Annotated in this window: 12 protein-coding genes; 2 read left to right on the plus strand and 10 right to left on the minus strand. The window is 53.1% G+C overall.

Annotated elements, in window-relative coordinates; genetic code table 11:
* Positions 1 to 74: 74 nt before the first annotated feature.
* The 4 genes from ACR0NN_RS23345 to ACR0NN_RS23360 form a co-directional block, all read right to left on the minus strand.
* Positions 75 to 731, minus strand: coding sequence for a hypothetical protein (locus tag ACR0NN_RS23345; RefSeq protein ID WP_170723442.1), 657 nt, complete (start codon positions 729 to 731; stop codon positions 75 to 77).
* A gap of 550 nt (positions 732 to 1,281) precedes the next feature.
* Positions 1,282 to 1,584, minus strand: a complete 303-nt coding sequence (locus ACR0NN_RS23350; RefSeq protein ID WP_480543496.1) for an antibiotic biosynthesis monooxygenase family protein — start codon at positions 1,582 to 1,584, stop codon at positions 1,282 to 1,284.
* A 60-nt stretch (positions 1,585 to 1,644) separates the two neighbouring features.
* Positions 1,645 to 2,415, minus strand: coding sequence for a nuclear transport factor 2 family protein (locus ACR0NN_RS23355; RefSeq protein WP_170723440.1), 771 nt, complete (start codon positions 2,413 to 2,415; stop codon positions 1,645 to 1,647).
* 35 nt (positions 2,416 to 2,450) lie between these two features.
* The gene (locus tag ACR0NN_RS23360; protein ID WP_170723439.1) at positions 2,451 to 3,245 is read right to left on the minus strand and encodes a VOC family protein; all 795 of its coding nucleotides are present in this window, start codon (positions 3,243 to 3,245) and stop codon (positions 2,451 to 2,453) included.
* A gap of 104 nt (positions 3,246 to 3,349) precedes the next feature.
* Here ACR0NN_RS23360 and ACR0NN_RS23365 point away from each other — a divergent pair, with 104 nt between their 5' ends.
* Positions 3,350 to 4,231: a LysR family transcriptional regulator gene (locus ACR0NN_RS23365; protein ID WP_170723438.1), complete on the plus strand. Its 882-nt coding sequence runs from the start codon at positions 3,350 to 3,352 to the stop codon at positions 4,229 to 4,231.
* A gap of 591 nt (positions 4,232 to 4,822) precedes the next feature.
* Here the strand turns inward: ACR0NN_RS23365 and ACR0NN_RS23370 are convergent.
* The 6 genes from ACR0NN_RS23370 to ACR0NN_RS23395 form a co-directional block, all read right to left on the minus strand.
* The gene (locus ACR0NN_RS23370) at positions 4,823 to 5,818 is read right to left on the minus strand and encodes a nuclear transport factor 2 family protein (RefSeq protein WP_170512638.1); all 996 of its coding nucleotides are present in this window, start codon (positions 5,816 to 5,818) and stop codon (positions 4,823 to 4,825) included.
* A gap of 25 nt (positions 5,819 to 5,843) precedes the next feature.
* The gene (locus tag ACR0NN_RS23375; RefSeq protein ID WP_010442721.1) at positions 5,844 to 6,842 is read right to left on the minus strand and encodes an ester cyclase; all 999 of its coding nucleotides are present in this window, start codon (positions 6,840 to 6,842) and stop codon (positions 5,844 to 5,846) included.
* Positions 6,843 to 6,918: 76 nt separating this feature from the next.
* Positions 6,919 to 7,800 (minus strand): carbohydrate ABC transporter permease, encoded by an 882-nt coding sequence (locus ACR0NN_RS23380; protein WP_010442720.1) that lies wholly within the window; start codon positions 7,798 to 7,800, stop codon positions 6,919 to 6,921.
* A gap of 10 nt (positions 7,801 to 7,810) precedes the next feature.
* On the minus strand, positions 7,811 to 8,842 hold the full coding sequence (locus tag ACR0NN_RS23385) for a carbohydrate ABC transporter permease (protein ID WP_010442719.1): 1,032 nt from the start codon (positions 8,840 to 8,842) through the stop codon (positions 7,811 to 7,813).
* A gap of 76 nt (positions 8,843 to 8,918) precedes the next feature.
* The gene (locus ACR0NN_RS23390; RefSeq protein WP_170723437.1) at positions 8,919 to 10,163 is read right to left on the minus strand and encodes an extracellular solute-binding protein; all 1,245 of its coding nucleotides are present in this window, start codon (positions 10,161 to 10,163) and stop codon (positions 8,919 to 8,921) included.
* A gap of 78 nt (positions 10,164 to 10,241) precedes the next feature.
* Positions 10,242 to 11,291, minus strand: coding sequence for an ABC transporter ATP-binding protein (locus ACR0NN_RS23395; protein ID WP_480685646.1), 1,050 nt, complete (start codon positions 11,289 to 11,291; stop codon positions 10,242 to 10,244).
* Positions 11,292 to 11,371: 80 nt separating this feature from the next.
* Here ACR0NN_RS23395 and ACR0NN_RS23400 point away from each other — a divergent pair, with 80 nt between their 5' ends.
* Positions 11,372 to 12,301 carry a LysR family transcriptional regulator gene (locus tag ACR0NN_RS23400; RefSeq protein ID WP_010442716.1) on the plus strand — a complete coding sequence of 310 codons (930 nt, stop codon included), beginning with the start codon at positions 11,372 to 11,374 and terminating at the stop codon, positions 12,299 to 12,301.
* Positions 12,302 to 12,364 lie beyond the last annotated feature (63 nt).

Consider the following 12,364-nt stretch of genomic DNA (forward strand, 5'->3'; position numbering starts at 1 on the left):
TCTCGGGCACGCCGCCTAAGATCACAAACGATGAGCCAGACCAACCTGAAAGCTGTCAGCTCAATCGGACCACTTCATTTGATGACGGACACCCCAAACCGCAATGCAGCATCAGGCACTTTTTGAAGTGGAGCCAAGACGCGGAATACGAACAACAACGAAAGCCAATAGGATTTTTGGTTTCCGATTACGTGAGCGAGAAACGACGTCAGACTCATGCCGACAATTAAAAATAGCCAGATAGAAATTGCTTCCTTGAAAGACATGGGAGGTCGTATTGCTGAATCCGCCAAGTTAAGCCAAGCGCTGAGCAAACTACCGACTGTTGCCGCGGCCAGAAAAACCAAAACATGAACGGCAATACGCTCGTCAGGTGGGATAAGTAAGTACAAGAGCAATCCGTTCAGTGCAGGAACTGTTGCAAATCCACCGTTCTTGTACCCTTCAAAAGCAGCCGAACTGATCAAGACAAAACCACACAGAAAGGCGATCCACTGAAGCGGGAAGAGTGTGCATACCAGTATGCTCACCAGCACCATCGCAAACGTTCTGACGTTAGAAACAAGACTAGAAAAGACAGACCCTAAAAAACCAGCTGAAAAACCCGCGACTGCCGCGATACCACCAAACGCCACGACTTGATCGCCAAGCAGGACGACGAATACGGCTGTTGTGCATATTGCCAACGCCGTACTCCAAGAGAGCAATCCTCCATCGAACTTAGTTGGCACCCTTGCTCCTCCACTTAGCAGCATTAAGTCGTGAGTTCATTGTAGCCCTTACGAAGCAGACTCTTTCGAATTTTCTCAGTTTTTTCGCCGACCCGAACTGGCGCTGGCTGGTTAAATGATATGCCTCCGTCGGACACCGTATTGCGTCAGAATACGGGAACAGGGCACGCCTCAGTCAATGATGCAAGTAGGATTTGATTGCCTGATAAACGCGCGTTGACTATCGCAGTATAAAACCGCAACACAGCGCAGTGCTCCACTAAGGAAGTAGCAATCACGTAAAAAGCTATCGCAGCGTATGACTAGGCAAACTATAGCGTAGAGTAGCCGTGAATGGCCGCTTTAGGCTGACTGCGGTCCTTTGGATTAAGAATGCGGATGGCTGCAAAGTCCGCACAGTGGACATTCAAGCAAGTTGTAGCAAACGACCGGTATGCGGACAGAGTTGCCGTCCTCCTGGATAGCCCGATTGTCGGGTGATGAATGCTGATGATCAAAATGCAAAAAAGCACCCATGTTTCCATGGGCGCTTTGGTTAGTATGAAGGCTCTTACCGTGCCAGTTGGTAGCGCTTCATCGACATAGAAGATGCATCGATCATGCTCATAAACTTCTCAGCAGCCGGAGCAGAGGCAAAGCTGTCCATGGATGCTTGCGCTGCCTCCGCGCTTTCCCAATTGACGACAACCGCCCATTTGTCGTCTGCGAAGGCGGCTTGCCGGGAGATGAAGCCAGGCTGTTTACTGACGTACTCGTCCTCAATGGCCTTGTCGACCGGTTCGAACGCTTGAGCTGAAACACCCTCGGCAAGGTTCATTGTCACAATCTCGACTACACCAGTTTCTTGAGCCATAGCTGAGCCTCCTAGCATCATCGTGAGGGTGATCAGGAATGCTCTCATGTTCGCCCCCGATCAAAACTTGCCGTTGTCATGAGCCATTCCCGCAGGGATATCTGCGATCACGTCCCAATGCTCAACGATTTTGCCGTTTTCGACGCGGAACAGGTCATAGAAGGCCGTCGGCTTGTCGGCAAACGTGCCCTCAGAGGCGCTGAAGACAAAGTTGCCCTCGGCCACAACAATGTGGACATCCGAGTAAATCATCTGGATGCCTCGCTCGGCCATGCCAGCGAGTGCCGCACCCAAACCGTCCAGGCCGTCAGCAATGTTGCTGTTGTGCTGGATATAGGTCTCCGCGGACAGGAAATCCGTGATCCGGTCAACATCGCCATTTTTAAGGATCGTGTTCACAAAGTCGGTGACCAAAGCCTTGTTCTCGGACGTCTTTTCCAGATCGGTGATCTCAGTTGGACCATCGGTCTGACTGTGCCCCGAAGGATTTGGTGGTGTAGTTGGGGTCAGGTTGTCCCAGTGTTCTGCAACCTTTCCGTCTTCGACGCGGAAAACATCGAAGCCCACCAAAGTTTCAGCACCGAACGCCTGAGCGTTGTTGTAGGTGGTGTGCAGGACAACCATGTTGCCTTCCGCGACCACCCGGTGGATATCCACCTTGATCCCGCTTTCTTTCAGACCAGGAATGAAGCCAAGGATCGGCGCAGCCCCCGTGGGGACGGCTGGGTTGTGCTGGATATAGTCCTTTGCCAGCAGCTGTTCGGCGGCAGTTGCGTCGAAGTTGACAAAAATGGCAGCTACGGCCTCCATTACGAGTTCTTTAGGTGTCATTGTTGTAGTCCTCTCTTGGTTTGATTTGACGACATTCACGCGGCGCAAGCCTGCACTGAGGTGATCGTGAATTCTGTGCCCCACGGATCGACCTTCTGGCAGGGCGTGAGACTTGCGGGGTCAGCCAACAGCTCAACACTCGCGAGACCTGTGGTTTCGACAGAGCGCGGGCCTGCCCCCTTTGATTGCCAAGCATTCGCCGCAAGATGGTGATGGTAGCCACCGGACCCGAACCAGCGGGCTGAGGGCAGCTCAAATGTCTGAACCATACTCAGCTCGTCAGTAACGAACTTGGCTGCCTTGCTGACATCACCGACACGTAAATGAACGTGTCCGATGACTGTGCCTTGCGGTGCGCCTTGCCACTGTGTGGCATCTTCCGTTAGTGATTTCAGGTCGAGCGGGTGCGTTGTCATGTGGATGGTATCGCCTTGGCGTTTCCACGCTTCGCGAGGCAGATCACGATAAATTTCGATGCCGTTTCCTTCGGGATCGTTCAGATACAGCGCCTCGCTGACACCGTGGTGGGATGCGCCATCCAGGCGAACACCGCGCTCTTCCGCGTAGATCAGCCATGCGCCGAGGACTTGTTTGGACGGCAACAGAAATGCGGTGTGAAACAGCCCCGCCTCTTTAGGAAAGGGTCTAGCGTTTCGGTCCTGGCGCAACTCGATCAGCGTTCCGGCTTCGGTGCCGAGGAAGGCGCTTTCACCGTTGCGTTCGATCAGGCCGAGGCCAATCACGTCTTCATAGAAGGTGGCGGTCTTATCCAGATCGCGCACCGTCAGGGCGACCTGACCTATTGAGATGGGGGCGTCTGACGTTGCCATGTTCTTTTCTCCTGCGATTCAGCTTGAGAGGAACTTAGCGATGGTCTTTTCTCCATGAAATGGCGATAAGAGCGAGTGTGTATCGCGCAAATGGAGACAATGCTATGGACCGGATCGACGGGATGCAGAGCTTCGTGGCTGTTGTGGAATCCGGTTCTTTTGCCGCCGCCGGACAACGGCTTGGCATTTCAAACAAGCTGGTCAGCAAACGTGTGGCCCAGCTCGAAAACATGGTTGGGCTGAATCTTCTCCATCGCACCACCAGGTCTATGTCGTTGACCCACGAGGGGGAGCGATATCTGGAAGGAGCGCGACGGGTGCTGGCTGAATTGGAGCAGTTGGAGACTGAGTTTGACGCTTCAGAGGGCTTGAAGGGCATCGTTCGTGTGGCGGCGCCCCTTACCTATGGCGACACGGCGGTGGCTAAAGCAGCAAGCCGTTTCGTAGAGCAACACCCGGACGTCACAGTCGAATTGGACTTGTCGGATCATTATGCTGATCTGGCCAAGGGCGGTTTCGATATCGCAATACGGATCGGCGCGCTCAGTGACTCCAGTTTGGTCGTTCGCAAGCTCGGTGAAACGCATATGAAAGTCGTCGCGACTCCTTGCTACCTTGAAGAACATGGCGCACCTTCACATCCTGCGGAACTCTCGGACCACATTTGCATTCGAGATGCGAACAACCCCGATCCAAACCGCTGGCCATTCCAGATCGAAGGGCAAACCGTGCAGGTGCCTGTCTCTGGCCCATTTCTGGCAAACAGTCCTCCCGCGTGCCTCGTACCGACGCGTGCCGGGAGCGGCATCTTCATATGCCCAGATGTGTTTTTGGGGGACGACCTTGAAACCGGACGTCTTGTGCAACTCTTTCCGGAGTTCCATTCCCGCACTTTGCCGATCCAAAGCGTGCAGTTACCTTCGGCCTTTCGAAAGCCGCGTGTAAGGGCCTTTGTGGAGTTTATGCGTGAAGAGATTCGGGCGTAGGTCGGCTCGAAAGTGGCCATTCGTGCAGTGTGCGGCATTTGGTAGGTATGGGCTCAATCCCGCCGTTTTCCGCATTCCGCCCGAACGGCGGGTGTAGAGTCTTCGAATGCCCGCTTTGGATGAAAGTCACGGCAACTCTGCGGGCCGAATGGGCAGAAGACTTGTGGGGTGGTTCGCGACAAGCGGTGATGGGTGGTGCGCTCAACCAGAAGGCGGTTCACATAACACCCCCACTGCGATGTTCGTACTGTGTTATCGTGGCGCAGAACATCCGGTGGTCGCAAAGCATGCCATTTGACAGTCCGTCCACTATTGTCGCAATGCGCAATAGAGTGTGATCTCGTGGCACTGCGCCCAATGACGGATTTCAGAAACCAGATCTAAACCCGGCGCAATTCTGAGACGACTCGGGTTTCTTGGAGCGAGAGCATCAATCGGGATGCGGCGTCGAACGTAGATTTTTTGACGTTTTTGCACTTTTGATTTCGCCGGCCCAAAATGTGTTGCCGGTGATACGACTATTACTTTGGAGATATACGAATTTGCAAAGACACCGCAGGCACTGGCGACATTCAACATTGTCTTGAACGCTCAATGACACCCTACTTTCGGTTGCAATAGGATCTGTTTCCATATGGCTGTTTCGTCGTAAAGGGTCCACTCACGACGAAGCTTTGGTTTTCCTGTAACCAATTCACCGTATTCGGCGTGGGTTGCTCCCAGGACGAAAACCTCGGCACCTGTCGGCTCACCAAATGCGCCATATCCTTCGTGTATTCCGTGAAGCGTCCAGCGAACGGCGGCACGAGGTGGCATCGCGGGATCATCACGACCAATTATATGGTGTATCTTGAATTCAGCCGTTGGGAAGCTGGCCCGCAATCCCATCCAAAATTGATCTGCACCGTCAAAGCTAACAGCTGCTGCCCCACCTGGATACTCCAACTGCGCGGCACGTTCATATTCTTCGGGGATTGCTTCGAATTCGGCGTGCATCAAACGTTCAAGCAAGTTCGCCAATCGCGTGCCCCAGATATTGCTATTGCCTGTCCCGGAATACGGACCACTGATATCATTCGCTGGAGAGTAGGGCTGGACGCATTTGCTCGGTCCGCCTTCTCGTTCAATCAAACCGCGTGCGTATTCTTTCGGGTTCAGACCCAATTGTCGCACAATTGCGCCTTGATCGCGAATAAGCCATTCGTCGTTGATCTGGTTGTTGATGACGTGGCAATCGGCGATGATCCTGTATTGAAGTTGTTTGTCCGTGGGTGCGCCGTAAACGCCGGGATGCGTATGCGTCGCCGTCGACAAAAGCCTGTGAGATGACAGCATTCCGTCTTCTGGCGTACCACACCAAATCACATCTTCGCCCAGCAACTTGCGGTCTGGAAACTCTGAAAGCGTCGCCATAGTCGCTGCGATCACGTCCTTGTTGCCTACAACAACCGACGCGGGCGAGCGAACGACAATATCTGGGGCGTAATAGTCGTGCAGTTTGGCGATGCGGCGGTCTTCCCACAGTTCTTTCGTGATGCTGATGATATAGTCGGGCAAATCGACAAACTTTGGGTCAAAACCGTTCATGTCTAATGTCCTTGGTATGACGGCATCAAGCGTCTCCAATCGGGAAGGATAGTCGACCCGGAACGCGCACCTTGTTGAATTCACGCAATCGCGCAAAAACGTCCACGCCGAGTTGTTGATAGGCATCCAGAAGGTCAACCATGACCCAGTTTTCCCGAATCTTATTGTTTTCCAGGCGCCAGAAATCCAATGATTTCATGGTGATGCGTTTACCCGTGGGTGCAATACCCATCCACCCATCGTTGGTCACGGTTTGGATCATATTCGGCCACCCGGTCACGGCTGCATAGTTGCCGTCACCGAAGAAGTGATAGGTTATTTCATCTACGTATCGGCCGCGATCCGGCATCCCATTCAGAAATGGGATCTGATGCCAATTGCGGAAACCAGCGATGCCTCGGCCTGTGCCAATTCCGGCCGGGCCGTACCAGTTGACGCGTTCGCTCCAGAAACGCGGCATTTCCATCTTTTCGGGGCCGCCCTGACTCGGGTGTTTTTTCATATGCTTCAGCATTGTAACGATGTGGTCGCAGGATGCGTTCGCCTTCACTTCGTCCCACGGTCCGGGTATGATGCCGTCGTTTGTGGCGGGGCCCGGTATGCAAAACTCTAGCCCCAATGACGGTGCCATCGGCCAAGCCTGGGCTTGCATCATCACTTCCGGAATGTCCCAAAGGGTTTGAATTTCGACAACTTTGTCGTTCACAATCCGATAGAACTCGTGAAAACGCATATGTGTCAGGTGCCCGGTTGGCGGAATGTCCAACCACGGCCCTACAAAGGTGCCAACGTAGTGGCCGCCGCATCCGACCCAATCATCCCCCCGCTCGGTCCGGCCTGCCATTACAATCCAATCTCGACGCTCAAGGTCGGGCATTGCTTCGAAAAGTGGCACATAGCAGGCGTCGAAAAAGTCCGTCGGGCCGCAAAAATCACCAAACGGGTGCGGCATGTGTATGACCGCATCTGCCGTAAAGATATCGGCAATGGCCGAGCGAACGTTACTTAGTTCAAAATTGACCATCGCATTTCGAAGAGGCTCCAAGATCGCCTTGTTTCGCGTGTGTATGTCTGAGACGGGACTAGCGTCGTTCATAGTATTAGCCTTTGACTGCTCCAGCGGTCAGACCGCTTACGATTTGGCGCTGGAAGAATAGGATCAGGACGAACAGCGGTGCTGTTGCGGATACCACGGCGGCAACCGCATACATTACCTTGCCTTCGACTTGAGTGGTCCCCATGAAGCTGTTGATTGCGGGGATTATCGTCTCGTTCTCTTCGCTGAGAAGCATCACGGCGACGGTGAAATCATTATACGCCAGCAGAAAGCTGAACAAACCGGTGGTGATTACACCAGGCCACATTACGGGAACAATCACGTGTCTGAAGGCCTGAAAACGTGTACAACCGTCGACCATGGCACTCTCGTCCATGTCTTTAGGGATGTTCTTGAAAAACGAATGCAACATCCAAAGGGTAAAGGGTTGATTTATTGCCACCAACACTATGATTGTGGTCGGTAATATGCCCCAGACATTCCATTCGAAGAACCACAACAGATAACCCGAAACCAATGTTATATGTGGCATGGCACGAAACACGAGTGCGGCCATGAGAATCCAAAATGCATACCGAAAACCCGAGCGCGCCAGCGCATAGCCTCCAAGCGTGCCGAACGTCAGGGAAATGACGACTGTAAAGAACACGACAATGCTGGTGTTCTTAAAGTTGAACCAAAAATCTTCCGTCACCCACGCGCCGTAATAGCCTTGTCCAGTGAATGTGCTGCCGGTTTGTTCGAGTGTGTTGGTCCCTCGCACGGCGTTCATCCAATCCGCTTTGGACAGGAAATCGGCTTGCACCTTGAAACTTCCCCAGAAGGTCCAAAGGAAGGGGAACGCTGCGATAAGCAGCCATAACCCTACCATCGTGAAGGAGAACAGTTTCAGTGGGGTCATGCGTGTTTCTGCTTTTCTCGCCATGATCTTGTCCTCAGTGAGATTTGCGCGTGAAATCGCGCCAAGTGCGAACGAGTACCGGCATCATCAGGATGACAACCAAGAAGATTGTGATCAAAGACGTTGCCCCGGCCGAACCGTAGAGTGGGTTGCCGCTTTCGCGCAGGTCGTTAAAGATAATCCAGCTCAGTGACCGGGCGTGGGCCTCGGCAGAGAAACTCACGATCGGTTCAAACACCCGCAAATTGTCCATGATCAGCATCAGTGTCACGAAGGTCACGAGTGGCATCAGATGTGGCACCACGACGTAGACCAAGCGTTGCCACTTCGAGGCTCCGTCGATCTGCGCGGCCTCCATTGTGTCCGCGGGAACCGTTTGTAGCCCGGCATAAAATGTGATGAAGCTGAAAGGCAAAGTGTGCCAGACACCATATACCATAAGCATGAACCACATGAGACCGGTGGAAGCTTTCAAGCTGAGGTTCGGGTCATTGAAGATGTTTTGAATGGTTGCGCCGATGACACCGTCGCCATCCACCATCCAGAACAGGATCAGCGAGCCGACCAGCGGTGTGACAAGGAAGGGCAAGAGTGAGACAAAGATCGCTGCGCCCTTGAGCTTGCGCGGCAGGGTGTTCACACCCACCGCTACGGCCATACCGAGGATCAGGACCATCGGCGTTACTATGAACGTGTATGCTAGGGTAAAGGTGAGAGCATTATAAAATGGCAGGTCACCCAGCTCTCGCCAGAACTCGCCCATTGTCTCGGTGTTTGCCCAAGCCTCGCCAATTTCGGCAAAGGCCAAGTGCGAGCGGTTTGTATAGGTACCCAATCCATTGAACTTGCCTAAAGGTGCTTCATCACGAAGTTTCTGTGTCGCCTCAAGATCGACCGAGGTGGACTCCTTGCATCCAAAAGGTCCACAACTTTCCGAAACAACCAGAACCTGTTCGTGTTGAACGAAAAGCGATTGGATAAAGACAGAAACAATTGGCAGAGCGATGAACAAAATCATTGCTGAAAGAGTTGGCAGGATGAACCAGAAGAATGTGCGATGCTTCATGTCAAATGTCCCCGTCGGTGGGTGTTAGGTTGAGGGGGGCTTACAAGTACCCCCCTCGCGCGCTCGATCAGGGGAGTTACTGAAGGAAGCCCGCTTCTTTCGCCGCTGTCCTGTATGCTGCCTCAACATCGGCAAGCGCCTTCTCGGCGCTTTCGTCACCTTTTAGGAAGTCCGACAGCTCGGAACCCAATGCAGCGTGCAGCAATCCGATCTGAGGAAGCATCGGGTACGGTTGCGCCCCGCCTTGAACAGTTGCCGCAACACCAGCTGCCGCTGGGCCAGGCGTAAATCCTTCGAGCAACCAAACAGCGTCGTCGTTGTTGGCCGCGACCATTTCCGGCGTCAACGCACTTGCCAGTGCAGCGAATGTCGCTTCTGCTTCAGCGTCAGATACATTCGTGGAGATTGTGAAGCCATCCCACCATAGTGTTGCTCCGGGGATGCCACCCGGTTCAACTGAGGGCGCAGCGGATAGAACTGTATTCGACGTAACTTCCTCGCTTGACCCTTCATCGTCGAGGATTGGCGCTCCACGAGACCCCCACATGATACCAAGTGCGGCCTCGCCAGCTTCCCAAAGTCCCTGCGTTTCGTTCGAGGCTTGCGTAAGATGGTCTGGATGCGCGTATTCCACCATCGCTTTCAGTGTCTCCAAGGCAGCAATACCAGCTTCGCTGTTGACAGTTGGTTCGGCGGTGCCGGGTTTGAAGAACTCACCACCGTGCGCAAGAAAGACCAGATTAAAGGACTCGCCTACATTCCAGCCGGTCTTCAGGTTCATGACGATGGGATATTCCATGATTCCGGCATCCCGGATCGCCTTTGCAGCTTCAATCACCTCGTCATAGGTGCTCGGAGTGCTGTCGATCCCCACTTGCGCCAGAATGTCGGAGCGTGAGAACAGGTGCTGCGCATTAGCCATGAAAGCAATGGCCATGACATTGCCGTCAATGGCGATCTTTAGATTGTCGGGAATATTCTGACCGTGGCTTTCGATTAGATCGTTCAGCGGACGGACCAGTCCATCATTCATCAATTGTGTCAGTGTTGAATTAGCTACAATTACGCTGGTGTATTCGGCAGGATCCGGAGTGAGCGCCGCGTTCATGATCTGTCGGGCTTCGGTCGTATGATTGCGCGAAAACTCTGAGGCTGCTTCGGCGCAATTTCCTTCTGCGGTGCCCGCCACAGCGTGAATGGCGGGAAAATCACTCGCAAGTATACGGATGGACTGATCAGACGGGCCGCAATCTGCCGCGTAAGCAGTCGTCCCCATTAGTCCTGCCATTGCTCCAGCAACGAATAGTTTTTTGATGAGCATGTGTTTTCTCCCTTTGATGTTGGGCGCATCTTGTAACTTTGCACCCGGTTTCTCGGCTGTTTCGGAATGTGCTATGTGTCAGCTTCCGATGCGTGCTCCAGATTTCTGATCAAACAGATGGAAGTGTTCAGGGGCGACGTTGATCGAAACAATTTCACCGATCTCGGCGCGGTAAGATTTGTCTGCTTTTACCGAGACAAGCGCGCCGCCGATGCGAACCGAAACCATGGTCGCGTCACCCAGGAGTTCCATCGTGTAGATTGGAGCGTTGATCTGGCCGCCGATTTCGACGACGTTGGCGTCCTCGGCCCGGAAGCCAAGGGTGACCTTGCCATCTGGTGCACTCAATCCCGGCACGTCAACATGTTGTGCGCGGAAAGTTCCACCTGACATATCGCCATCCATCAGGTTCATTGCAGGGTTGCCGATAAAGCTGGCGACGAAAGCGTTGGTGGGGCTGTCGTAGATCTCAACAGGTGTACCCACTTGCTGCACAACACCCTGTTTCATGATCACAACCCGATCCGCCAAGGTCATCGCCTCAATCTGGTCGTGGGTTACATAGATGGTGGTCACCGCCAGTTCGTGGCTCAGGTTTTTGATCTGCGCCCGCGTCGAAACCCGAAGCTTCGCATCCAGATTCGAAAGAGGTTCGTCCATCAGGAAAACGTTTGGTTCACGCACAATTGCCCGAGCCAACGCCACACGCTGCCGCTGTCCACCCGATAGTTCAGCAGGCTTCCGATGTAGGAAGTCATCCAACTCAACCATCGCGCTGGCTCGTCGCACCTTTTCGTCATGGATATTTGGATCGACGCCGCGCACTTTCAGCGGAAAGCGAATGTTCTCATAAACGTTCATGTTCGGGTAAAGCGCGTAACTCTGGAACACCATCGCCACATCGCGATCCTTTGGTTCCATTTCATTAACCCGCAGGCCGTCGATCAAAATGTCGCCTTCGCTGGCGTCTTCGAGTCCTGCAATCATCCGCATGGTTGTGGTTTTGCCGCAGCCCGAAGGGCCCAGAAGGACTAAGAACTCCTTGTCCGCAATCGTAAGGTCGAAATTGTCCACCCCAATGAAGCTGCCCCAACGCTTGCCAATGTTGCGAAGTTGGATTTCCGCCATCTATCCCTCCCGGAATCGCCTTGCATACGATTGAGATAAGGCTAGACGGTCAGCCACTTTCAGAATAATGAATTCATTCTATGAGTGATATAAATCAAATTGATCTCAGACTTGTCGACACCACCATACTCCTGGTGTTTCTCGGGGCCATGCGCCACAGGCAGGCCACAGCCGTCGCGCGCGAGATGGGGCTGACCCAACCTGCCGTCAGCCATGCCTTAAAGCGTCTTCGAAAACTCTATGATGACCCGCTGTTTCTAAGGCGCGCGCATGGGCTAGAACCAACTGCTTTAGCGCACGAATTGGAACCGAAAGTTCGCAGAATTGTTCGACTCATTTCACAAACATTAGAAGGTGCCGATGAATTCGAACCGAGTTCTACTTCCACCGACTTGAAGATAGGTGCATTTGACTACGAGCTTACCGGGGTAATTCCGCCGCTGGTTGCGAAGCTGCGCAAGGTGAGTCCGGGCATCAATATCCACGCATTTTCATTATTCAACGACGAAGCTCTTGAGGCCCTGACGCAGGGGCGCATTGATCTCGCGATAGGATATTTCGACTTTCCGGCAAAAAGTGAAAATCACTTTGTTTCAGAAGAGCTCTTTTCAGAAGATTACGTGCTGGTAGGTCGCAATGGTCATCCTCTTTTGGAGGAAGATTTGACATTTGAACGAATAGCCAGGGCGAACCACCTGCTCATTTCACCGCATGGTCCTACTAGAAACTTGGTCGACCAAGCTCTGCAACTTCAAGGGCTTAGAAGAAACATTCAGACGATTGTTCCTTCACTTTTTTCCGCTCTATCGATTGTGGAAAGCTCCGACCTTGTGATGACATTGCCTAAGCGGGCCGCAAATAACAACATTCGGAGATTCGATATATCCCACCGACCCCTACCGATCGCAGGGGGAATATTCAAACTCCATGCAGTTCGTCATATTCGAGACGCCAATAGTCCTCTACACATCTGGCTAATCAATCAACTGATAGAAGTTGTTTCCGACTAGGCCGTGTTCACAAAAGGGGCTCACATCTACTTTCCGACATGAAACAAGCTGGTATCTGTGATG

Source organism: Ruegeria sp. BA2 (assembly GCF_056539605.1).

Coding starts and splice junctions, on each gene's coding strand:
- ACR0NN_RS23350 (WP_480543496.1), bottom strand. CDS start 1,584: ATGGCTCAAGAAACTGGTGTAGTCGAGATTGTGACAATGAACCTTGCC.
- ACR0NN_RS23365 (WP_170723438.1), top strand. CDS start 3,350: ATGGACCGGATCGACGGGATGCAGAGCTTCGTGGCTGTTGTGGAATCC.
- ACR0NN_RS23355 (WP_170723440.1), bottom strand. CDS start 2,415: ATGACACCTAAAGAACTCGTAATGGAGGCCGTAGCTGCCATTTTTGTC.
- ACR0NN_RS23395 (WP_480685646.1), bottom strand. CDS start 11,291: ATGGCGGAAATCCAACTTCGCAACATTGGCAAGCGTTGGGGCAGCTTC.
- ACR0NN_RS23380 (WP_010442720.1), bottom strand. CDS start 7,800: ATGGCGAGAAAAGCAGAAACACGCATGACCCCACTGAAACTGTTCTCC.
- ACR0NN_RS23390 (WP_170723437.1), bottom strand. CDS start 10,163: ATGCTCATCAAAAAACTATTCGTTGCTGGAGCAATGGCAGGACTAATG.
- ACR0NN_RS23385 (WP_010442719.1), bottom strand. CDS start 8,842: ATGAAGCATCGCACATTCTTCTGGTTCATCCTGCCAACTCTTTCAGCA.
- ACR0NN_RS23370 (WP_170512638.1), bottom strand. CDS start 5,818: ATGAACGGTTTTGACCCAAAGTTTGTCGATTTGCCCGACTATATCATC.
- ACR0NN_RS23360 (WP_170723439.1), bottom strand. CDS start 3,245: ATGGCAACGTCAGACGCCCCCATCTCAATAGGTCAGGTCGCCCTGACG.
- ACR0NN_RS23400 (WP_010442716.1), top strand. CDS start 11,372: ATGAGTGATATAAATCAAATTGATCTCAGACTTGTCGACACCACCATA.
- ACR0NN_RS23375 (WP_010442721.1), bottom strand. CDS start 6,842: ATGGTCAATTTTGAACTAAGTAACGTTCGCTCGGCCATTGCCGATATC.